The organism is Mesorhizobium sp. M00.F.Ca.ET.216.01.1.1, from assembly GCF_004010325.2.
Lineage (GTDB): Bacteria > Pseudomonadota > Alphaproteobacteria > Rhizobiales > Rhizobiaceae > Mesorhizobium.
In genome coordinates this window covers 20875-43885 of record NZ_SADR02000026.1, presented here as the reverse complement: position 1 = coordinate 43885, position 23011 = coordinate 20875, and the positions used below count along the sequence as shown (strand labels likewise).

The following is a 23011-nucleotide window of genomic DNA, read 5'->3' as shown; positions in this document are numbered from 1 at the left end:
GTCAGATGCCGCCGCCGCTGTCGTATTGGTCTTCGGCAATGTCGCGCTCGTTCAGCCAGAGTTCCAGGGCCTCTACCATCTCCTCGGCCGACTTGCCGAGTGTCTTGAGATGGATTTCGGGGTTTTCCGGAGCTTCATACGGTGAATCGACGCCGGTGAAATTCTTGATCTCGCCATTGAGTGCCCGCGCATAGAGGCCCTTCGGGTCGCGCCTGGCGCATTCCTCGAAAGGCGTGTCGACAAACACCTCGACGAATTCACCATCGGCCATCAATTCGCGCGCCATGCGCCGCTCGGCACTGAACGGCGAAATGAAGGAGACGATGACGATCAGCCCGGCGTCGGCCATCAGGCGCGCCACTTCGGCGACGCGGCGAATGTTCTCGACGCGATCGGCGTCGGTGAAGCCGAGATCGCGGTTGAGGCCGTGACGGACATTGTCGCCATCGAGGATATAGGTATGGCGGCCGGTGGCGAAGAGCTTCTTTTCGAAAAGGTTGGCGATGGTCGACTTGCCGGAGCCCGAGAGCCCGGTGAACCAGAACACGGCCGGCCGCTGGTTCTTCATGTCGGCGCGGCCATGCTTGCCGACATCAAGCGATTGCCAATGGATGTTTTCGGCGCGGCGCAGCGAATGCAGGATCATGCCGGCGCCGACCGTGGCATTGGTGATGCGGTCGATCAGGATGAAGGCGCCAGTGGTGCGGTTGTCGGCGAAATTATCGAAGGCGATCGGCGACCGCGTCGAGATGTTGCAGATACCGACTTCGTTCATCTCGAGCGACTTGGCCGCCTCATGGGCAAAGTCGTTGACGTTGACGCGGTACTTCAGCTCGGTGACGGTGGCGCTGGTCTGGTCGGTCTCGGTGCGCAGGATGTAGGAGCGGCCCGGCAGCAGGGCATGCTCATCGAACCAGACGATGTTGGCGGCGAACTGGTCGGCGACCTGCGGACGTGCCGCCGGCGACACCAGCATGTTGCCGCGCGAGACCTCGACCTCGTCGTCGAGGACAAGGGTGATGGCCTGGCCGGCCACCGCCTGCTGAAGATCGCCGCCATGCGCGACGATGCGCCTGACATGCGAGGACTTGCCGGATTTGGCGACAACGATTTCGTCGCCCGGCGCAACGGAACCCGACGCGATCGTGCCGGCGAAACCGCGGAAGTCGAGGTTGGGACGGTTCACATACTGCACCGGAAACCGGAACGGCAGTTCGATCGCGGCTTCATCGACCGACACGGTTTCCAGATGTTCGATCAGCGTCGGGCCGGAATACCATTGTGTATTGGCCGAGCGGCTGGTCACGTTGTCGCCGTAGCGGGCAGACATCGGGATCGGCACGATCGTCTGGAAGCCGAGTGCGCGCGAGAACTGCCGGTAGTCTTCGATGATCTGTTCGAAGGTTGCCTTGTCGAAACCGACGAGATCGAACTTGTTGACGGCCAGCACGATATGGCGGATGCCCAGCAGCGAGGCGATGATCGAATGCCGCCTTGTCTGGCGCAACACGCCCTGGCGGGCATCGATCAGCACGATGGCGAGATCGGCGGTCGATGCGCCCGTCGCCATGTTGCGGGTGTACTGTTCATGGCCGGGCGTGTCGGCAACGATGAACTTGCGCGTCGGCGTGGCAAAGAAGCGATAGGCGACATCGATGGTGATGCCCTGCTCGCGCTCGGCCTCGAGGCCGTCGACCAGCAGCGCGAAATCGATGTCGTCACCGGTCGTGCCATGCTTGCGCGAATCGCGCTCGAGGGCGGCGAGCTGGTCCTCGAATATCTGCTTGGTGTCCGAAAGCAGGCGCCCGATCAGGGTCGACTTGCCGTCGTCGACGGAACCGCAGGTCAGGAAGCGCAGCAGCGACTTTTTCTCCTGCGCCGCCATGTAGTCGCGAATGCCGTCGGTGCGGGCGAGGCTCTCGGCCATGATGTGGCGCATGCTCAGAAGTACCCCTCGCGCTTCTTCTTTTCCATCGAGCCGGCTTCATCGCGGTCAATGAGGCGGCCCTGGCGCTCCGAGGTGCGCGCGGTGAGCATCTCGCCGACTATGGCCTCCAGCGTATCGGCATCCGATTCGATCGCGCCGGTCAGCGGATAGCAGCCAAGCGTGCGAAACCGCACCAGCCGGTTCTCCACCGTCTCGCCGGGGCGCAGTTCCATGCGGTCGTCGTCCTTGAGTATGAGCATGCCGTCACGTTCGACGACCGGTCGCTGCTTGGCGAAATAGAGCGGCACGATCGGGATGTCTTCCTGGAGAATGTACTGCCAGATGTCGAGCTCGGTCCAGTTCGACAACGGAAAGACGCGGATCGATTCGCCTGATGCGATGCGGGTGTTGAATATCTTCCACATCTCCGGCCGCTGGTTCTTCGGATCCCAGGCGTGCTGGGCGTTGCGGAAGGAAAAGATCCGCTCCTTGGCGCGCGACTTCTCTTCATCGCGCCGCGCCCCGCCGAAGGCTGCGTCGAAGCCGTATTTGTCGAGCGCCTGCCGCAGCGCCACTGTCTTCATCACATGGGTGTGGGTGTTCGAGCCATGGTCGAAGGGATTGATATTGTCGCGCACGCCATCTTCGTTGACATGGACCAGCAGATCGAAGCCGAGCTTTTGCGCCATCTGGTCGCGAAAGGTGATCATCTCGCGGAACTTCCAGGTCGTGTCGACGTGAAGAAAGGGAAAGGGCGGCTTGGCGGGATAAAATGCCTTCACCGCCAGATGCATCAGCACGGACGAATCCTTGCCAACCGAATAGAGCATGACCGGCTTGGCGAAGGTCGCCGCAACCTCGCGAAAGATGTGGATGGATTCGGCTTCAAGCCGCTGCAGATGCGTAAGCGCGATATTCATGGACTGTGAGCGTTCTCTCGTGCCGTCCAGACCTTGCATCTGCATCAGGCGCAGGTTCAGCCGCCCGGTTCAAGCTTCACTTCTGGACATTATGATTTCGTGCCGGCGTTCTAGCAGATCGCACTTGTCCAGAACAATGCAAGACAAGCTTGCCGCAGCATGGTTCGGGAATGAATTTTCCATGCGATGGCAAAAATCCGCAAATTCCTGCTCAGCGGTCGGTGAGCTTCAGAAAGGCGGGAAAAATATTGCCTGGGACGAGCAAGGATAGATGTCAGCAGCAGCACTGCCGATTTTTGATGGCAGCGCCGCCTTGCCGCACTATCGAAAATCGTGCTCAGCCGCTATACCGGCCATTGAAACAACTGCCATTCGTGATGCAGCTTGCGCCCCGAAGACCATCGCGCCAGGCACGGTCGAAAAGGCCATCCCCAAAGACCCCGAAGAAGGCGAGCAACAGCATTGAACCGGTTTTCCTCGATAAGAGATCAATTCACGCCTTCCCGAGTTAACAACTACTTCTCCATTCTTTGCTTCTTTTCCCCGCCGGTCCTGGGATCGGCCGTCAGTTTTGTGTTCAATGGCGGCGGCCTGGGGTCCGTCCTTCTGATTGCGCTGAAGAGAAGGCGCTTCAATATCGACCAGCCCATGGTTGCGATGACTGTCGCAATCTATGCCTATTGCGCTGCCAATATCCTCGCGTCCATCGTCAACAACTCGATTGCCAGGGACGCGTCGCATCTCGTGCCGCTGATTACCTTCCTGTTTTTCCCGTTTTCGTATTCGACCTGGAGCATTACCCAGAAAACCACGCTTGCGCGCATCGTCATGCTGAGCAGCACGGCGGCATGCTTCGGCGCCCTGCTACTGGCAATTATGCAATACCACTGGCTGGGCATGAGGGCCGAGGGTGGGGCCGGAAACGCCATCGTATTCGCGACGGTCACCTGCCTCAGCGCCACGATCTGCCTGGCCGGCGCCCTGTCGGGCATCGAAAAGACCAAGAGCCTGCTCATCTGCGCGGCGCTGGCCGGGACGATCGCCATCATCTATTCGGGTTCGCGGATCATCTGGCTGGCGATGCTGATCGCTGGCATCGCCGTTCTCCTGATCAACTGGCGGGGGCTCACCGGCCGGAATTTCCTTCGCCTGCTGCTGATGGTCGCCGCAATCGGTATCGTGATCGCCGTCTTCGGCTTGCCCATCATATCCGAGCGCGGGGATTTGCTCGTCACCGACTGGGATGCGCTCGAGGCGAAGGGCGACTATACGACGGCCCTGGGATTGCGCGTCGCCCTTTGGCATATCGGCCTCGCAGCATTTCGTGACATGCCGTTGTTCGGACACGGGGTAGGCGCGACCCCGCTGCTGATAAAACAGGGATTCCACGAGCAGTTCGGCCTGGCCCACGGTTTCAGCCATTTCCACAATGGTTTTCTGACCGCACTGGTGGAAGCCGGAATCCTGGGAGCGATCACCCTGGCGGCGATATTCGTCGTTGCCGCCACAAATGCGGCCAGGGTGTTGCGCACCAGCGCAGATCCGCTCGAAAGGCTCGGCGCCACGATGATCGTCGTCACCGTCATCACCTATCTCACGGGCGGCATGACCGGCATTCTGGTCGGCCACGACATTCTGGATTCGGTACTGATGGTCTTCCTGGTTTCGGGGACATATCTTGCATCGGGGCACCACCTGCCGCTGGCGCAGCAACAGGCACGTCCAGTGACATCGGCTGCCAGATAGCGGCTTCGGGCAAGGCAATGAAGGTGTTGGTCACGGGCGCTACAGGGTTCATCGGACGCCTTGTCGTCCGGGAGCTTCGCCGGGCGCGCATCGAGGTCCGCACCGCCTCCCGCCTTAAGACGCTCGATCCGGCGAACGACGCCGTGCTGCTGCCTGATATCGACGCGCCGGCTGAAGCCTTCCTGGCAATCATGCAAGACGTGACGGACGTCGTTCACTGTGCCGCGCTGAACAACGATGCGGGCAACGCAAGCGAAGCCGACTACCGCGCCGTCAATGTTGGGTTGACCGCGCAGCTGGCGCGTGCCGCGGCCGCGCGGGCAAGCGGACGTTTCATCTATCTGTCTTCGATCCGGGCAGTCGCCGGACCCGGGTTCAGCGGAACGATTGACGAAGCCACGGCCCCTGCCCCGCAATGCGACTATGGCCGCTCGAAACGCGAAGGCGAGATCAAGGCGCTGGATGCCTATGCGTCATCAGGCCGTTCCGATGCCGCTGTGCTGAGGCTGCCGCCGATCTACGGGGACGGCATGAAGGGAAACCTGGCGACGCTGATGCGGCTGGCCGACACCGCGCTGCCCCTGCCGGCAGCGGCCCTGACAGGTGTGCGCTCGCTGATGTCACGCGAGGCAGCGGCACGCACGATCCTGCACCTGTTGACTCATTCGAAGCCGCTTCGTCCTGTCTATGTCGGTGGCAACGAGCCTGCCACCTCGATGGCGGCAATCATAGCTGCCTTTCGGCAAGGTTTTGGACGGCCCGCGCGGCTGTTTGCGATGCCGGCCGGCCCGATGCGGGCGGCTGCAACCCTGCTGGGTAAAGGCAAATCTTGGGACACTATTACCGCAACGCAGATCTGCGATCCGTCGCTGCTTATCTCGGAGGGCTGGGCGCCGGAAACCGATACGATCGCGCGGCTCACCGAAATGGCGCGGCTTGCTAAATCTGGACCTGCTCAGGCCCGATAATTGTTCCAAGCAGAATCCGAAGATCGAAGCCGATCGAGGCGATTTGCAGGTAGGCGGCATCGGTTTCGGCGCAGAGCTTCGGGTCCGACATGTCGATATCACGGATCTGGGCCAGGCCGGTTATGCCCGGAAGCGCCGACAACACACCCAAACGCCTGCGGAGCTCGATCAACTCGGTTTGCGTCGGCAGGCATGGCCGGGGCCCGACCAGGCTCATCTCGCCCTTCAGGACGTTCCAGAGCTGCGGCAACTCGTCGATCTTGAACTTGCGCAACGCTTTTCCGATGACGGTTACGGAATTTTCCGGTGCCTCGTGCGAGGGCAATGACGGCGTTCCCTGATACATCGTCCTCACCTTATGGCAGCGAAACAGCACGCCATTCTGCCCGACCCGAATCTGGGAAAAGAGTGCCGGCCCGGGCGACGATGCCCTGATAACCAGCATGGCAAGCAACAGCACGGGCGAGGTCACCACCAGCAACAAGGCTGCCATGACAAGATCGAAGGCTCGCTTGGCTCCTTTCATGGCCATCGGGGCAATGCCTTGTTCAAACAACGGAAGTCCTTTCATGGTGTAAAACCGGCCGCCGATGAATGCCGGGCCGCGCCATCCTTCGTGGCCAGCAGAACGGCCACGCGCTGATCTTGTCTGCTCACTGGTCTATAATCACATGTACGGCTGTCGGGCTGGCTTCAATGTCCAATCGCAGCCACTCGGGACACGCTAACCTGCTTGTTCGACTGTTTTCGGGGTTGTTTCCTGGCGCGGCGCGGCCGGAAGCTTTTCTGCCTGGTTGAGCCCCGCCAGCATGGCAAGTGCTGACGCCTTGTCCTGATCCCGCATTGCCGCCTGCAGCGCCGTCAGCGCGGCCTGGATCCTGGGCCATGCCACGACATCGGTCCTCAGGCCGAAGATCTTGGCGATGTCGAGCGTGACGATCTCTTCATTCTCGCCCTGCAGCGTTTCGTGCAGCTTCTCGCCGGGCCTGATGCCGGTGAAGCGGATCGGAATGTCGGTGTAGGGGCTCTTGCCGGCCATGCGGATCATGGTTTCGGCGACTTCAAGGATCGGCACCGGCTTGCCCATGTCGAGCATGTAGATGGCATAGTCGTCCTTGCCGTGGCGCGAGTGGGCGTCCGTCGCCGCCATGATGACCAGGTCGACGGCCTCGGCCACCGTCATGAAATAGCGCGTCATGCGCCGATCGGTGATGGTGACGGGGCCACCGGCCTCGATCTGCGCCTGGAAGATGGTCGCCACCGAGCCGTTGGAGCCGAACACATTGCCGAACCGCACGGCGATGAACTTGGTGCCGGAACGGCGACCGTTTGGCGCAATGCCATGCGTTTCGTGCAAGGAGCTGACAATCTGCTCGGCGGCCCTTTTGGTGACGCCGAGCACGGAGGTCGGGTCCACCGCCTTGTCGCTCGAAATAAGCAGGAACTGCGGCACGCCGCATTTGGCGGCAACCTCGGCGCAGACGAGCGTTCCGAAAATGTTGGTCTGGATGGCTGCTTCCCAGTTTTCCTCGAGCAGCGGCACATGCTTGAGCGCGGCGGCGTGGAAGATGATATCCGGCCTGAATTCGCTGACGGCGCGCGTCATCTGGCGCCGGTCGGTGACATCGATGATGCGGCTTTTGAGCCGCTCATGGTCCTTTTCGTTGATGGACTGGTCGAGCTGGAAAATTCCGAACTCGGAGATATCGGCGACCAGGACAGCCCCGGCGCCGAGCTCCAGCGAGCGTTTGACCAATATGCGGCCGATGGAGCCGGCGCCCCCGGTGACCAGGACGCGCTTGCCACTGACAAAGGCGCCGATGCGTTCGATGTCGGAAGGCACCGTTGAGCGGCGCAGGATCGTTTCCATCTCGACGGCGTCGAGAACCAGCTTGCCCGCCTGCCCCAGTTCCGAAAAGCCGGAGAACTGCACAACGGCTATGCCGCTGTGCCGGGCGACGCGAACCAGTTCCGCATAGTCGTCGATCTCGCGCTCGACGCCATTGCCGAAGATCAGCAGGTCGAGATTTTCGGTGCCCTTGGCGTACTCCTCCAGGATCTCAACCAGATGCGGCCGGATGCCCACCACCGGCACGCCCTGGATCTGCGTGCCCAGCGGCGCTCCGTCCTCGATGGCCATGATGCCGGCGATGGAATATTCCGCCGGCTCCGCGGTGCGGGTGAAGCGGATGATCACGTCGGCCTCGCTAAGCCTGCCGACGAACAGCGCCTGCCTGGTCAGCGCCTTGTCGGCGCCGCGGCTCAGAATCCGCCAGCTCGCGCCTTCGCGAAGAAACCGGTAGTAGAGCCTGGGCGCCGAGATGATGGTGAACGAGACCAGGAAGAAGACGATGAACTGGCGCTCATTGAGGCCTGTCGTAGGTTGAAAGGAACGAACCAGGAGCGAGGCGCCATAGAGAGTGACAGTCAGGATCGCACAGCTCTTCAGGATGTTGAAGAAGTCCGGCGTCGAGGCGAACCGCCACACGGTGTTGTAGAGGCCGCAATATCTGAACAGCGCATGGCTGAGAACGATGACGCTCGCCCAGAATGCCAGCCCGGTAAAGGAAAGCGCCTCGAACGAAAGCTTCGACTGCGACAAAGCCAGGCTGAGCGCCACCGCGACCAGGACCATGACGATGTCCTGGATCATGATGATGGCGCGCCGCATCTTCGGCCGAAGTCCGGAAACGACTCCTACATATGATGTCATCGGGTAGTACTGTACTCCAGGCGCAAGGAGACGGACACTAAAGTGGCGCCGGATCGAATCTGTCACCGACACCTGTTTTAGAGTGCCAACCCTCTGCCCCGCCGCTTTGTATCGCATAGCGCGGAGTTGGGGGCATCGCCAGATATTTTTTGGAAACGGGTTTTTTATGGCATTGCGCACTTTTCCAACCGGGTTTCGTTCGCAAAACCCGCATGATGGCTGCAGGTGAGACGAAACGGACCGAAAAGCAGGCGAATCGCTGGCGTGATCTGCGATCGCTTCACCGGCAGGTGCTTTGCTAACATTCTGCATATCCCTGATTATAAGAAATGCCGGCAGGTAAGGCGTCTGCCGCTATGTTTTTCAATCAGAAATCAGGGGCGTTTCGGCAGCAGCGACCAGACGGCCGGCACCGGGCGTGCGGCGAGCGGCCAGCTTGATTAGGTCGCCGTTGAGAAAGGGCATGACGCCGACTGCCATGACTTTTCCGGGCCGATCAGCAGTGCCAGCCCGGGCGAAGCCATTGCGGAATGAAAAGATGCTAGCAGGAACTCGGAATCCAGAAAGGCCATCACCGAGTGTTCCGACCAGCAAGTTCACGATGACGACGGAAGCCTCAGTCGCTATAGCGATTTCCTCGGCCTCCCGGCGCGGAGGCAGCCTTGCCAGTGTGGGGATCAGCCGATATAGACCGCCGGAATTCGCAGTCTGGAGGGATCGGCCGCTCCGTTAGAATTGCAGAGGGACGCGAGGATGGCAAGAGCGGTAATTCTGGCGGGGGGACGTGGAACTCGACTGTGGCCTTACACTGTATCACTACCCAAGCCTTTAATGCCGATCGTCGATACTCCGATCCTGGAGATTATCGTCCGACAGCTTGCCCGAAGCGGTTTTGATCGCCTGACTTTCGCCGTCAATCATCAGGCCGACATTCTGCGTGCTTATTTCGCAGATGGCTCGAAATGGGGCGTCGAGATTGATTACTCGCTGGAAACCCGCCCCCTGGGGACGATGGCCCCGTTGAGGCTCATCCCTGACCTGCCCGAGAACTTTCTTGTGATGAATGGGGACATCCTGACCGACATGGACTATGGCGCATTCTATCGACGGCATGTTGAGGATCGCTGCCAGTTCATGATATCGGCCGCGAAGCGGGAGCAGAGAATTGATTACGGCGTCTTGCACGTGCAAGAGTCCGGAGAGCTCCGTGGCTTCGAGGAGAAGCCCAGCATTCCCTATCTGGTAAGCATGGGCATCTATTGCCTGAACCGTTCCGTGGTTGCCACAATTCCCGAGGACCAACCGTACGGTTTTGATAATCTCGTCCTCCGGTTCTTGGCAGCCAACTTGCCGGTAACTGTCCGACAACATAAGGGTTACTGGTTGGATATCGGCCGGCCGGAAGACTATCAAAAGGCTACCGACGACTGGCCCAATCTGTCAAAGGTGCTCAACTTGTGATCATAGACATTCCCCAGTCCGGCGCCGAGCCGGCGCGAGGATGGAAGCGCGTCGCCGTCACGGGCGCCAGCGGCTTTATCGGGCATCACCTCGTCCAGCGGCTGCACGCGGCAGGCGTGGAGGTGCTCGAACTCTCGCGCAGTCGGGGTTTTGATGTCTGCCACGACGAAATCCCGTTGGAGGGAGTGGACCGGGTATTCCACTTGGCTGGATTGACTGGCGTGCCAAGGGCTTGGGAACAGCCGCTCGACTTCTTCGAGACGAATGCATTCGGCACGATGCGCGTGCTGGACCAGTGCCGGCGATCCGGCTGCGCCATCACGTTTCTCAGCGCTTACGTTTATGGCCTGCCTCAGCACCTGCCCATTGCCGAGGATCACCCTGTCACAGCCAACAATCCCTATGCTTTTTCGAAACGAGTCGCCGAGGAGGTTTGCGGCTTCTTCGTTCAGTACTACGATGTGTCCTGTGTCACGCTCCGGCTCTTTAATACGTATGGCCCCGGACAAAGTTCTGATTTTCTCGTGCCGTTCATAGTGACGCAAATACTCGATCGCGGGCGACCGGCTGTCGAGGTAAAAGACTTGGCGCCAAAGCGGGACTACATCTATATCGACGATGTGATCGACGCGATTTTGGCGGCCTCAAGCGCACCGTCAGGCTCCGTTTTCAACATCGGCAGCGGTCTTGCTTATTCGGTCGAACAAATCATCCAGGCGGCCATGGCGGCTGCCGGGGTGGAGAAGCCGTACCGATCCACCGAGCAGCGGCGGAGAAACGAAATTGACTCGGTCGTAGCGGATATTACCGCGTTGCGAGCTGCTGTCGGCTGGGAACCGCGTATATCTCTTGAAACTGGTCTGCAAAGGCTCATCGGGAGCATGGGTCAGCCATGAAAACAATCGACATAATCTGTCCGGTCTTCCGGGAAGAAGAGGCGATCCGCTTATTCCATGAGCGGCTGATGGGCGTGCTGAATAGCCACCGAGACGACCACCGGTTTCGCGTTCGCTACGTGCTCGACCCTTCGGGCGATCAGACAGAGGCTATCTTGAAGGCGATCGCACGGGCCGACGAGCGCGTTGAGCTTCTCGTTATGTCGCGGAGATTTGGACACCAGGCTGCGTTGGTGGCAGGCATGGACCGAAGTGACGCCGAGGCAGTGATCATGCTGGACAGCGATCTCCAGCATCCGCCCGAGCTGATCCCAGACCTTATTCGGCGATGGGCTGACGGAGCCGATATTGTTCAGACCGTGCGTCAAGACCCCGGCGAAATACATGTGCTGAAACGGATGACGTCGCGCTGGTTCTATCGGTTGTTCCGCAAGCTGGGTGGCGTCGGATTGCAAGTAGGCGCAGCGGACTACCGATTGCTGTCACGCCGTGTTGTCGAGATCTTCCGAAACGAGGTTCGCGAACATAATCCTTTCCTGCGCGGACTGGTCGGATGGGTCGGATTCCGGGTTGACTATGTTCCGTTTGTGCCAGCTGCTCGCACCCTTGGCCGATCAAAATACCGTCTCTCCACGCTACTCAATTTCGCGTTAAATGGCATCTGTTCCTTCTCGAAGGTACCACTGCGCTTTTGTGTTGGCGTCGGCTTGGCGTTGTCGATATTGAGCCTGATCGTGGGAATGGCGCAAATCGCTTTGTACTTCACGGATACCGTAGATGTTCCTGGGTGGAGTTCTTTGTTTGCCGCTGTCATTTTTATCGGAGGGATTCAACTTTTTTTCCTTGGAGTTCTTGGGGAGTATATTAGCTTGATCTTTGACGAAGTGAAGAATCGTCCTCGTTATGTTGTCTCACGGCATATTAGTAGGGAAGCGGGCTTCGATTTTAGCAACGAAGCTGGCTTCGATTCGGCTGCCATCGGCGACCAGCGGAGCTAACATGACATCGAAGGCTCTCATCGGCATGCCCACCCACCTTCCTATTCGCGTTCCCCGCCACTCAGCCGATGCCGACCTTAATGCGCTGGTCACGGGTCGCACCGAGTCGCTTTTTGCTGGCGATATCTCCGCGAACTCCTCGAAATTGCTCGATCAGATCTCAGGCCGGCGCATTCTGGTGGTTGGCGGCGGCGGTTCGATCGGATCGGCCACGACTGCCTTGCTTACCCGCTTCCAACCTGCAGCAATCCACGTAATCGATCATAGCGAAAATTATCTCGCCGAGCTGGTCCGCAATCTCCGCGGAAGGCGAGAAGGCATACCTGACGGCCTGGATTTTCGCACTTTCCCGCTAGACTATGGGAGCCCAATTACCGCGCGTTTGTTGGCGGATGTGCGTGCCTACGATGCGGTTCTTAACTTCGCAGCGCTGAAGCATGTTAGGTCCGAGAAGGATATTTTCTCCCTTCTCCAAATGATAGATACGAACTTGGTCCGCCATGCCCGTTTCAAGGAAACGCTGAAGCGCCACGGACACGCCTCGATATACTTTGCGGTATCAACAGATAAGGCGGCCAACCCAACCAGCCTGATGGGGGCCAGCAAGCGGTTGATGGAAGACTTGATCTTTGCCATCGGCGCACCTGAGAATGGCCGAACCACTTCGGCTCGATTCGCAAATGTCGCCTTCTCGAACGGCAGCCTGCTCCAGAACTTCGGGGTTCGGTTGGCTGCTCGCCAGCCAATTGCCGTCCCCAGGGATACCCGTCGCTACTTTGTCACGCAGGCCGAGGCCGCAGAAATCTGTTTGCTCACGGCTTTTCTTGCCCCTGACAGGCACATCGTGTTTCCTCACATGGAGGCGGAGGTCCATCTCCAACCCCTGGAGGATATTGCGACAAGGTTTCTTGCACAATTCGGGTTTGAACCCGAGTTCTACGATCACGAAGAGCAAGCGCGAAACGCGGTCGATTCCGCCGCCGCGCAGGATCGTTGGCCGGTTTTGCTGACACCGCTGGATACGAGCGGAGAGAAGCCCTACGAGGAATTTCTCGGCCACGGGGAAAAGGCAGTTGAGATCGGCCTCGCGTCGATTGCTGCCCTCCGTCACGTACCGACGCCCGCAGTGGATCGTCACTTGTTCGAAAGACTTGACGAACTGGTCAACAACCCCAGTTCCGCGACCGGGAAAGAAGAGGTCGTTCGCATCTTTGCGGACGTGCTGGCTAACTTTCGACATATAGAGACGGGCCGCAACTTGGATCAGCGGTTATGATCAGGCGTACGGGATGACGAATCCTTCTCTGGACAGGCAACATCCTGCGCAGCGTGCAGCAGCGGGAACGCTGGTGCCAAAAACGTGCGTGGTTTGCGGCAGTGATTACAAGGAGTGCCGGCTTCCCGGCCTGGTTCGTTGCCAAGCGTGCGGTTTTGTGGCGGCGAATCTCAACATATCAGACGAAGAACTGGCGGCTATTTACGGTGAGGACTATTTCCACGGCAATGAGTATTTGGACTATATCGCCGAGGAAGAAAGCCTACGACTTAACTTTCGGAATCGAATTTCCACGTTGCGTTCGCTTGTACCCGATTTGGCCGACAAGGAGCTTTTTGAGATAGGCTGCGCCTATGGTTTCTTTTTACAGGAAGTCGCACCCGTTGTGAGGCGGGCATCCGGGATCGACATCTCGGTCGATGCAGTTCGTTCTGCGCAGGGCAAAAGAGGAGTTGACGCGGTTTGTGGCGACTACCTCAAATTCGACCTCCCCCGGCCCGTCGATATCATCGCCATGTGGGACACGATAGAGCATCTGAAACGTCCGGATCTCTTTGTTTCCAAGGCTGCAAGAGACCTGAGCACCGGCGGTATCCTCGCCTTGACCACTGGTGACATCGAAAGCCTGAACGCAAGATTGCGAGGCAAGAAGTGGCGGATGATCCATCCCCCGACGCATCTTCACTACTTTTCGGTAGCGACCATCAGCAAGCTCCTGGATCGTAATGGCTTCGACGTCATCCATGTGAGCCATCCAGGTAACTCGCGGAAGCTTCGTTCAGTATTGTATTATATTTTCGTTCTGCGCATGAAGCGCCCCGCGATCTACGCGGCCTTGCAGAAGATACAATTGTTCGAGCTGCCGCTCACAATCAACCTGTTCGACATAATGTATGTCATAGCGCGGCGGCGCTGAACGCAAGAACCTAAACAGAATAAGGGGAAATGCTTGCGAGTTCCATCGGAAGATGTTCTTTTATTCATGGCCTACACGGTTGCAAGCGTGATGAGCTTGCTTGTGATAAAAATGTGGCTGCCAATCGCAAAGTCCAACTGGGGTGAAGGACTCGTTCTAGGGCTACCAGCGATCTTGGTAATTGGGGGAGCCGCGCTATACGTGATCAGCTTTCTGATATGGATGGTTATTTTAGCGCGTCACGATCTGACCTTGGCATACCCGACGGCTATCGGCCTGACGCTGGTCTTCTCCAGCTTGGCAGCGTCATTTCTGCTAGGGGAAACGCTGTCGTTAGCGAGGCTCGGTGGGATTGCCCTGATTTTTATCGGCATCGTCTTGGTTGTTCGGACCTGAATCGTGATGTCAATGCGTCAAAGATCGCCGGAGAACCAATTGCAGAAGCTTGAAGCCGCGCGCATCGGAACAATGCCTCCTTGCATGCACACCAAGCCGGGTTTCGCCACGTACTTACCTTTTCTATCCGCGGCGCTCTTCTTTACACTCTTCTATATCTTGTTTTTCTCGCCAGCCCTTCTGGAGGGAAGAGTGCTTGCCCCAGGCGACGGGTATGTCTTTTATTATCCGGCTGTTTCGATCCCCTGGCGCCTGTGGGAAGCAAACATCCTCGCAGGCTATCCGGTCTTCGCCGATCCACAGTTCTTTCTTTGGTACCCACCGCGTTGGTTCTTTCGTGATTACAACGCGTTCATCATCTTTGCGTATGTGGTCGCAAGTTCGTTCACCTTTGGCTACGTTCACTGGAAGTCCGGATCGGTTATCGCAGCTTTCACAGCGGGTATAGTCTACGGAACCGGCAGCTTTATGGTGGGGCATCTTGGCCATACATCCATCATACATGCGGGAGCTTGGTTGCCGCTTATCGTATGGTCGATAGACGCGCTGGCCGAGCGCAGGACGGCGGCCCGATTCGTGACTGGCGCCTTTGCAGTCGCGCTGTGCCTTCTGAGCGGCCATCCTCAGATTTTTGTTTACGCCATGCTGCTGGCCGGCGGCTTGGCCCTGCGTAATCTGTGGGTCACCTACACCAACGATTCCACCACCGCAATCACGCTGGCCGCCACCTATGCAGGCATGGTTGTATTGGGCGTGGCTGCATGTGCTGTTCAGCTCTTGCCGTTCGTGGAATTCAGCGAACTCAGCGCCCGTTCTGACGCGTGGAGGTATGGGGATTTCGTTTCGTATTCATTGCCGCTTCGGCAGATCGCCACGCTCTTTTTCCCGTATCTTTATGGCGGTGGAATAAACGGCTCCACAGCCTACTTCGGAGCACTCAATCAGACCGAACTCGCGACCTATGCTGGCCTCGGAACCCTGTTCCTAGCCGCTTGCGGGATTTTGGCGCGGAAACGCAATGATGATGCTCTGTTTTGGCTTGCGGCAGCAATCGCGTCAATTTTGCTGGCCACAGTCGGTGAAAATCACCTTGGCCATCTCTTTTATCAGATTCCCATCATTAACAGCTTTCGCGCCAGCGCCCGAAGCGCAATGGTTTTCACTTTTGCGGTCTCTGTTCTGGCCGGTATGGCAACAGCTCATTTGCAGCGTGGCGAACTCAAAACCCGCGATATTGCGTTGGCCGGCGGGATCACTCTCGGGCTTGCAATCGGGGCCGGGCTGTTGACGCTTTCGTCAGCGCTTTGGGCGCAGGCGCTTCGCGATTCCGGTGTGGGGTCCTGGACAATAATTGATGCGGCGATTTTCCCGCCGTTTGCCGTCCTCGTCGCAATGATCTGCCTCCTCTTGTTTTGGAACAAGCTGGGCGGCCGCTATTTCCGGGCGATCTTGCTGATTGCCGCGGTAGCGGTCGATGTCGGTCTCTTCGGCTGGTATTACGAATGGCGGCTCTCGCCAGTTCAAAAGCCGCTTTCGACGGATTGGAGCGCCCTGCAAAACGACCTGGCAAATTCAAAAGGTCGCCTCCTGGCGATGCTCGATCCGACCGTCTCTGATGCGCTGCGTCCGAATATGAGCCTTCTCTATGGCTTCCGATCGGTCAGCGGCTATGGTCCTATGGAGCCGAAAGCCTATCAAGAGGCGACGGGAATCGATACGAAGGGTTTCATTCAGGAGCTTCCAAGTCCCATTCTGCAGCGCGTGCTTGGGATAACTCATATCGTCTTCAGCCGCGATATGTCAGGCAGTCTCGAGTTTGGCTCGTGTTCTACGGAAGCAGCCGACAAAGTCCTGGAATTTGATCTTCCTGTCCCCGTAGAAGCAACGGGAATCCGAGTTATCTCGAACATGTCTTGCTCGGTAACCCGTCCCGATGGCGACCCGGTCCTCACCTTTGACGCCACCCCGGAAAAAAAGAGCGACGAAGCCGCTCTCCTCGCGGGACGCGACACGTCGGAATGGGCATATGACCGCTCCGATGTACGAGACGCAATCCAGCATGCGCGGGCGCCGATCGAGAGTTCATTCGACGCGGGCGGCTTTAGCGGCCATGTGTACAAAGCGGATTTGCCGCTCGCGACATCCGGCCCGATCCAAGTCCGGCGGCTCGCGCTGCACTTTCTGGGAAACCACGGCGGAGCTCTGAGTGTCAAGAAACTCGAATTGACTAATGCAGAGAACGGGGCGGTGTATCCGCTGAACCCCGACGTCCTGAAGCTGGGAAATTCCGCGACTGTTCGCAAGATAAACGAGAACCTGTCGGTCGCAAAACTCCGAACGAAACCCGGTGGGCTCGCATGGCTTGTCAGGGAGGTACGATCGGCTCCGACGGACATTGCCGCGCAGATCGTACGCACCGGTATGTTCCCCAATGGGCAGCCATTTGACCCGGACACTGTAGCGCTGGTTGGCGGGATCGCGCCAAAGCTGGATTCAGTTCCAGCTCCGGTCGGACAAACAGGGAAGGTCACGCCGCTTTCGGAGGATGGCGCGCGTCTTTCCCTGCGCGTCGATGCATCCTCCCGTTCATTCCTTTTTCTGAGTCGCTCATACCACCCCGGCTGGGTGGCCTACGTAAACGGGGAAAAGGTGCCACTCTACCGCGCTAACGCCGCATTTCAGGGCGTCGTCGTACCGGCGGGTACGAGCGAAGTAACCCTTATATTAGATCCTTTAAGTCTGAAGCTGGGAGGCCTGATCAGTCTCATTGCCCTGCTGATTCTCGGAGGCTGCTTTTTTGTTAGAGGCAAGCAGCTTGGTTGGGGCTAGACGCCGCCGAAAATGCCGGCGGCACGATCGTTAAGCCGATCTTCCCATTCCCCGGCGGCAGGCGCTTCCATTTCGTCGACCCGGCCGGCAACGAGCTTGCGGTCTGGGGAGAGTAGGAAGGAAAGATAGAGAGGATTCTGCGATTTTGGTGTTGACAGCATAGCCCACTGCAATATTACGAGCCTTCCTTTCCACCAGCAAAAGCAGAATGATGAAATTCGGGTCAAGCGGCGTTCGAGGTTTGGCTTCGGAATTGGCTGGAAGGCCTAGCGGACTTTATACTGAAGCTTTCGCCCGACGTTTGGTTTCCAGCGGGGTTCAGTCGAATAGTCCGGTCTTCGTAGGTCGCGATTTGCGCGACAGCAGTCAGGCCATAGCCAAAAACTGCATGGTAGCGTTGGCCGCAAGTGGATTTCAGCCGGTCGATTGCGGTGCCATCCCTACGCCTGCGCTGGCCCTATACGCCCGCAACCACGATGCAGCGGCTCTCATGGTAACCGGGTCGCATATCCCTGCTGATCGCAACGGCATCAAGTTCTATAGCCCGCACGGTGAAATCGACAAGGCGGACGAGGCCGCGATAACGCACTATGTAGCCGAAAGATCAAATGTGTATTGCTTGCCACCGGCCCCTCTGGGAACGGCTTGGCCTATGCGCCATAACGAAGCGATCGCCGCCTATCGAGAGCGCGCCAATGACATGCTGGAGCCGGACTCCCTTTCCGGCATGAGACTTGGTGTCTACCAGCACAGTTCGGTCGCGGCGGAACTGTTGGTGCAGGTTCTTCAATCGTTTGGCGCCAGCGTGGTCGCCGTCGGGCAAACCGAAACCTTCGTGCCTGTCGATACCGAAGCCGTGGATGCAGCCACGATTGCAAAATTGAAAGAATGGGTCCGCGAATTCGATCTCGATGCCATCGTGTCGACCGACGCGGACGCTGATCGGCCACTTGTCGCCGATGAGAATGGCGATCTGTTTCGCGGCGACTTGGTTGGGCTCGCCACGGCTCTCTTCTTGAAGGCAGATACGATTGTGACGCCAGTGACCTCCAATTCGGGCATTTCGAAAGCTTTCGGTTTCGACGTCCTGAGGACAAAGGTCGGGTCACCATTTGTCATCGAAGCCATGGAGGCGTCACACCGTGCCGGCAGCATCGTTGTCGGCTTTGAGGCCAATGGCGGCGTTCTCCTGGGGTCGGATTGCACACTGAACGGAAAGACCTTGACTGCGCTGCCGACACGAGACTCACTCCTCCCGATCTTGGCTGTCCTCAGCACCATGGCATCGACAAAAAAGAAGCTGTCGCGACTGCGCGGGCTTTGGAACCTTCCGGTGTGCGCGAGTGAACGCCTTCAAGACTTCCCTGCGGAAAGTTCGCGCAGATTGATGGATCGCCTCGCAAACCGGGACGCGTTACAGCAATTTCTTGCCCCCTTCGGGACTGTTGCCGAAGTCGACGAAACCGACGGCCTGAGAGCGCGGATGCTTACGGGCGAGATCATACATCTGCGGCCTTCCGGCAATGCCCCGGAACTGCGCTGCTACTCGGAGGGTCCGAATGAAAGCCGGGCGACAGCGGTCGTCGCCCTGACGCTGGAAAGGGCGCAGGCATTCGCGATTACAGACGAAATAGAGGGCATTTGATGAAAGTGGTTCCGGTCATCATCAGCGGTGGAGCCGGTTCGCGGCTATGGCCCGCCTCAAGGCAAGCGCATCCCAAACCTTTCCTCAAGGTAGCCGATGGACATTCGCTCATCCAGCACACCGTGTTGCGCGCAGCCTCGATACAGGACGTCGTCGAGCTTGTTACCGTGACGTCCACGGGGCACCTCTTCCTTACGAAAGACGATTTCGACGAACTCGATTCTATTGTTCTGCCGCGCACCTTTCTGCTTGAGCCAGAGGGCCGGGATACCGCCGCCGCCGTCGCTGCGGCGACTGTCCATGCCAAGGCAGCACAGGGTCCTGACGCGATTTTATGCATTTTTCCCGCCGACCATATGATTGGCGATCTGCCGGCATTTCAAGCCGCTATGAGCCGGGCAATCGAACATGCCCAGCAGGGGCGCATCGCAACCCTGGGCATAACTCCGGACAGGCCAGACACGGCATTCGGCTACATCGAGGCCGACGGTGAGAAAGTTGTCCGGTTCGTCGAGAAACCGGACATCGAGACTGCCAAATCCTACCTCGCGTCCAAACGTTTCTTCTGGAACGCCGGCATCTTCTGCTTCAAGGCGCAGGTCATGCTCGACGAAATGGCGTTACATTGCCCTGCGGTGATTGAGGCCGTCCTCGATAGCTACGAGAACGCTCGCGTCAGCCATGGCGAGCACTTTGCCAATATCGAACTTTCATCCGAGCACTTCGCCCAGGCCCCTCGTATTTCACTCGACCGTGCGGTGATGGAAAAGACCCACAATCTTGCTGTCGTTCCCTGCGAAATGGGGTGGAATGACATTGGATCGTGGAACGCAATGGCCGAACTGATCGCCGCTGACGGGAGCGGCAACAGGATTCGCGGCGATGTCCACGTAGTCGACACCGTGGGCAGTTATATAAGCTCGGACAAACGAGTCATCGGCACAGTCGGCATCAGCGACCTGGTCATCGTGGACTCCCCGGATGCATTGCTTGTTGCATCACGCGATCGGGTCCAGGACGTCAAGAAGCTCTTCGAGGGGCTCAAGGCTGCGGGACATGAAGCGCACTTACTTCACAACACGGTGCACCGGCCCTGGGGCACCTACACGGTTCTGGAGGAAGGCGATCGCTTCAAGATCAAGCGCATCGAGGTGAAGCCGGGCGGGCGCTTGAGTCTGCAGATGCACTACCATCGCTCCGAGCACTGGGTCGTGGTCAGCGGCACTGCGAAGATAGTCAACGGCGACCAGGAATTGTTCCTGACCACCAATCAATCGAGCTATATCCCGTGCGGCCACAAACACCGGCTCGAGAACCCCGGCAGCATCGGCCTGGTGATGATCGAGGTTCAAAGCGGCGAGTATCTCGGCGAAGATGACATCGTGCGCTTCGAAGATATATACGGCCGTAGCTGACAGCCCGACGACCGCGGCCTGTGACGCGCGGACCTAACCCATCAAATTCAATCGAGAGTGTCATGACGAAGACAGCTTTGATAACCGGCATCACCGGGCAGGACGGCGCCTACCTGGCACAGCTCCTGCTCTCCAAAGGATATGAGGTGCATGGGCTTGCCCGGCGATCGAGCACCGCCGACGTGAACACCACGCGCCTGAAATGGCTCGGTATCGAGAAAGATGTCAGGATCGTCGACGGAAATCTGACGGACTTATCCGGCCTGGCTCGAACGATTCGCGACGTGAAGCCGGACGAGGTCTACAATCTCGCCGCCCAGTCCTTTGTCAAATCATCGTGGCAGCAGCCGATCCTGACGGGGAACGTTACCGGCATAGGCGTGACCAATGTTCTTGAGGCACTGCGCCTGGAATCGCCCGGGGCCCGTTTTTACCAAGCCTCGTCGTCGGAAATGTACGGTCTTATCCAGGAACCCATGCAATCGGAGACTACCCCCTTTCATCCCCGCTCCCCCTACGCGGTGGCGAAGCTCTATGGTCACTGGATAACAATCAATTATCGTGAGAGCTTCGGCATGCATGCCTCAAGCGGCATTTTGTTCAATCACGAATCACCACTTCGAGGCATTGAATTCGTGACCCGCAAAGTCACGGATGCGGTCGCGCGCATCAAGAAGGGCACGGCTAGGGAATTGCGGCTCGGAAATATCGATGCCAAGCGCGATTGGGGTCATTCGAAGGACTATGTTCGCGCCATGTGGCTGATGCTGCAGCAGGACCAGCCGGATGATTACGTCGTCGCGACCGGCAGGACGACGACGGTGCGCGACATGTGTCGAATTGCATTCGAACACGTCGGGCTCAAAATTGATGACCATCTTGTCATAGATCCGGAATTGTTCAGGCCGGCCGAAGTCGAAATTCTGCTCGGAAATCCCGCAAAGGCGAAGCAGAAGCTAGGCTGGGAAGCGACAACCTCGCTGGAAGACATGATCCGTGAAATGGTGGATGCCGACCTCGAACGTCATAGCAACCTGGTCAGACACTGAATTGAGCAGAAAGCGCTTTTTGCGTTATGGCCGATAGATTGACGCATCGCATCCTGATAACCGGCGCAAGCGGGTTTGTCGGCTCGGCATTGTTGCACCTGCTGGAGCGGGACCACAGTGAATGCAAGGTGTTTGCGTTCGGTCACGGCGAAGGACAACAAAACGCCATCGACCTGCTGGACCGGGAAGCGGTCGACGCAGCCGTCCGTAAGGTACAGCCCACCGCGCTTATTCATTTGGCGGCGGTCGCGGTGCCTTCCGATGCACGCAGCGCGCCACGACATGCCTGGAACGTCAATGTTACGGGAACGATGAACCTTGCGGAATCCGTGACGCGCCATGCGCCGAAGGCCCGGTTCGTTTATGTCGGAAGTTCGGAAGCCTATGGCGCTTCGTTCCTGAGTGCGGCCGGTCCGGTGACGGAAACAGCACCGCTTCGGCCGATGACCGTCTACGGCGCCACCAAGGCGGCTGCAGATCTGATGATCGGGCAAATGGCCTATGACGGTCTGCATGCCGTTCGCTTTCGCCCATTCAATCACACCGGCCCCGGTCAGTCCGATGCCTACGTGGTCTCAGCCTTCGCGCGCCAGGTTGCCGAGATCGTATCCGGCAAAAACGAGCCGGTCATTCATGTGGGAAACCTCGAACCCGAGCGCGACTTCCTCGATGTTCGCGACGTCGTGCGCGCATACGCGCGCTCCGCGATTGACGACCTGGATGCCGAACCGGACCATGTTTACAATATTGCATCCGGACAACCTCGGAAAATCCGGGATATCCTGGATACGCTTATCGCGCAGTCGGGCATCGATATCGAAGTGCGCGTCGACCCGGAAAAACTCCGCCCGAACGACATTCCCTTCGCGTCGGGTGATGCGTCAAAAGCACGCGATCGGCTGAATTGGAAGCCTCTGGTGCCATTCGAGCAGACAATAGCCGATGTTTTCGGATATTGGCTCGAGGTATGTAACGCCCGCTGACACCACCACCGCAGCGTGCAAAAGGTCGAGCACATGTTCCGAAGCCTGTGGCAGTATCGCCATTTCATCATTTCCTCCATCAGAGGCGATCTGAAGGGACGTTTCGTGCGGTCGCGTCTTGGCGGCCTATGGTTCATTCTTCACCCGCTTGCGCAGGCGCTCATCTTCTCGATCGTACTTTCAGAAGTTCTCAAGGCGCGGCTTCCAGACACAGACAGCCCCGCAGCTTATCCGATCTATCTTCTGTCCGGCATGGCGGCGTGGACGCTGTTCAGCGAGATTCTCACCCGCAGCATGACCGTCTTCATCGAACAGGCGCCGGTGATGAAGAAGATCGTTTTTCCGCGTTTATGCCTGCCCATCATCGTCGGCGGCACGGCGCTGATCAATCACCTGCTGCTGTTGTGCGCCCTTTTCATCATCTTTTTCTTCCTCGGGCATCTGCCAGGCCGCACATTGATCCTGTTGCCGATTGGGATCGTCCTGATCGCGGCGATTGGTTTTGGCCTTGGCGTAATCCTCGGTGTGATGAACGTATTCATCCGCGATATCGCGCAGGTCATGACAATCGTGCTGCAGCTCTGGTACTGGCTGACGCCGATTGTCTATCCGGCCAACGTTTTGCCGGAAAAGTACGCCTTTGTGCTTAATCTCAACCCGATCGTACCGTTGGTGGCACTGTATCAGGACGCACTATTGTTCAACCGCTGGCCAAGTCCGGAAAGCCTGATCGTGCCAGCGGCAATGGGACTCGTGAGCATGGCCTTTGCGATCGTGTTCTTTCGGCGCGCAAGCCCTGAACTCATCGACGTGCTGTAATTATGACCGTGCTTTCCGTCAGTCACCTGTCGAAACGCTATGCGAATTATGCAA

General features: G+C 58.4%; 19 protein-coding genes and 1 pseudogene. 16 read left to right on the top strand and 4 right to left on the bottom strand.

Annotated features, from left to right (window positions below):
- Position 1 precedes the first annotated feature (1 nt).
- Both cysN and cysD read right to left on the bottom strand, forming a co-directional pair.
- The gene (cysN, locus tag EN859_RS27675) at positions 2 to 1939 is read right to left on the bottom strand and encodes a sulfate adenylyltransferase subunit CysN (protein ID WP_189502266.1); all 1938 of its coding nucleotides are present in this window, start codon (positions 1937 to 1939) and stop codon (positions 2 to 4) included.
- Between the two features lie 2 nt (positions 1940 to 1941).
- A complete protein-coding gene (cysD, locus tag EN859_RS27670) occupies positions 1942 to 2847 on the bottom strand; it encodes a sulfate adenylyltransferase subunit CysD (RefSeq protein WP_127855900.1) in 906 nt (301 codons plus the stop codon).
- Positions 2848 to 3118: 271 nt separating this feature from the next.
- Here cysD and EN859_RS27665 point away from each other — a divergent pair, with 271 nt between their 5' ends.
- From EN859_RS27665 to EN859_RS27655, 3 genes are read left to right on the top strand one after another with little or no spacing between them, the layout of a single operon-like run.
- Complete coding sequence (locus EN859_RS27665; protein ID WP_127855899.1) at positions 3119 to 3313, top strand: hypothetical protein; 195 nt, start codon at positions 3119 to 3121, stop codon at positions 3311 to 3313.
- Complete coding sequence (locus EN859_RS27660) at positions 3310 to 4593, top strand: O-antigen ligase (RefSeq protein ID WP_127855898.1); 1284 nt, start codon at positions 3310 to 3312, stop codon at positions 4591 to 4593. The genes EN859_RS27665 and EN859_RS27660 overlap by 4 nt, the downstream gene beginning before the upstream one ends.
- Positions 4594 to 4610: 17 nt before the next feature.
- Positions 4611 to 5561 (top strand): NAD-dependent epimerase/dehydratase family protein, encoded by a 951-nt coding sequence (locus tag EN859_RS27655; RefSeq protein ID WP_127855897.1) that lies wholly within the window; start codon positions 4611 to 4613, stop codon positions 5559 to 5561.
- Here the strand turns inward: EN859_RS27655 and EN859_RS27650 are convergent.
- Both EN859_RS27650 and EN859_RS27645 read right to left on the bottom strand, forming a co-directional pair.
- The gene (locus EN859_RS27650; protein WP_127855950.1) at positions 5533 to 6087 is read right to left on the bottom strand and encodes a sugar transferase; all 555 of its coding nucleotides are present in this window, start codon (positions 6085 to 6087) and stop codon (positions 5533 to 5535) included. The genes EN859_RS27655 and EN859_RS27650 overlap by 29 nt on opposite strands.
- A gap of 198 nt (positions 6088 to 6285) precedes the next feature.
- The gene (locus EN859_RS27645; protein WP_189502264.1) at positions 6286 to 8274 is read right to left on the bottom strand and encodes a nucleoside-diphosphate sugar epimerase/dehydratase; all 1989 of its coding nucleotides are present in this window, start codon (positions 8272 to 8274) and stop codon (positions 6286 to 6288) included.
- A 753-nt stretch (positions 8275 to 9027) separates the two neighbouring features.
- Between EN859_RS27645 and EN859_RS27640 the strand changes: the two genes are divergently transcribed.
- The 13 genes and pseudogenes from EN859_RS27640 to EN859_RS27580 all read left to right on the top strand — a co-directional run bounded on the left by EN859_RS27640 (position 9028) and on the right by EN859_RS27580 (position 22957).
- Entirely contained in the window at positions 9028 to 9735 is a 708-nt protein-coding gene (locus EN859_RS27640; protein ID WP_127855896.1) for a nucleotidyltransferase family protein, read from the top strand.
- Positions 9732 to 10631, top strand: a complete 900-nt coding sequence (locus EN859_RS27635; RefSeq protein ID WP_189502262.1) for an NAD(P)-dependent oxidoreductase — start codon at positions 9732 to 9734, stop codon at positions 10629 to 10631. Before EN859_RS27640 ends, EN859_RS27635 begins: the two co-directional genes overlap by 4 nt.
- Positions 10628 to 11629 (top strand): glycosyltransferase family 2 protein, encoded by a 1002-nt coding sequence (locus EN859_RS27630; RefSeq protein ID WP_127855894.1) that lies wholly within the window; start codon positions 10628 to 10630, stop codon positions 11627 to 11629. The genes EN859_RS27635 and EN859_RS27630 overlap by 4 nt, the downstream gene beginning before the upstream one ends.
- Position 11630: 1 nt before the next feature.
- Positions 11631 to 12905: a polysaccharide biosynthesis protein gene (locus EN859_RS27625; protein WP_210237728.1), complete on the top strand. Its 1275-nt coding sequence runs from the start codon at positions 11631 to 11633 to the stop codon at positions 12903 to 12905.
- 13 nt (positions 12906 to 12918) lie between these two features.
- The gene (locus EN859_RS27620) at positions 12919 to 13821 is read left to right on the top strand and encodes a methyltransferase domain-containing protein (RefSeq protein WP_127855893.1); all 903 of its coding nucleotides are present in this window, start codon (positions 12919 to 12921) and stop codon (positions 13819 to 13821) included.
- 66 nt (positions 13822 to 13887) lie between these two features.
- Positions 13888 to 14217 carry a hypothetical protein gene (locus EN859_RS27615; RefSeq protein ID WP_127855892.1) on the top strand — a complete coding sequence of 110 codons (330 nt, stop codon included), beginning with the start codon at positions 13888 to 13890 and terminating at the stop codon, positions 14215 to 14217.
- A 6-nt stretch (positions 14218 to 14223) separates the two neighbouring features.
- Complete coding sequence (locus EN859_RS40560; protein ID WP_348632948.1) at positions 14224 to 17046, top strand: YfhO family protein; 2823 nt, start codon at positions 14224 to 14226, stop codon at positions 17044 to 17046.
- Positions 17043 to 17162, top strand: a pseudogene (locus tag EN859_RS27605) (VOC family protein); the annotation flags it as partial. The gene EN859_RS40560 and the pseudogene EN859_RS27605, both read left to right, overlap by 4 nt.
- Positions 17163 to 17257: 95 nt before the next feature.
- Positions 17258 to 18691: a phosphomannomutase gene (locus EN859_RS27600; protein ID WP_127855947.1), complete on the top strand. Its 1434-nt coding sequence runs from the start codon at positions 17258 to 17260 to the stop codon at positions 18689 to 18691.
- Positions 18691 to 20106 carry a mannose-1-phosphate guanylyltransferase/mannose-6-phosphate isomerase gene (locus tag EN859_RS27595; protein ID WP_127855889.1) on the top strand — a complete coding sequence of 472 codons (1416 nt, stop codon included), beginning with the start codon at positions 18691 to 18693 and terminating at the stop codon, positions 20104 to 20106. The genes EN859_RS27600 and EN859_RS27595 overlap by 1 nt, the downstream gene beginning before the upstream one ends.
- Before the next feature lie 62 nt (positions 20107 to 20168).
- Entirely contained in the window at positions 20169 to 21155 is a 987-nt protein-coding gene (gene gmd, locus EN859_RS27590) for a GDP-mannose 4,6-dehydratase (protein WP_127855888.1), read from the top strand.
- Between the two features lie 38 nt (positions 21156 to 21193).
- Positions 21194 to 22138, top strand: coding sequence for a GDP-mannose 4,6-dehydratase (locus tag EN859_RS27585; RefSeq protein ID WP_245525720.1), 945 nt, complete (start codon positions 21194 to 21196; stop codon positions 22136 to 22138).
- Positions 22139 to 22171: 33 nt separating this feature from the next.
- Positions 22172 to 22957, top strand: coding sequence for an ABC transporter permease (locus EN859_RS27580; RefSeq protein WP_127855886.1), 786 nt, complete (start codon positions 22172 to 22174; stop codon positions 22955 to 22957).
- Positions 22958 to 23011: the final 54 nt, after the last annotated feature.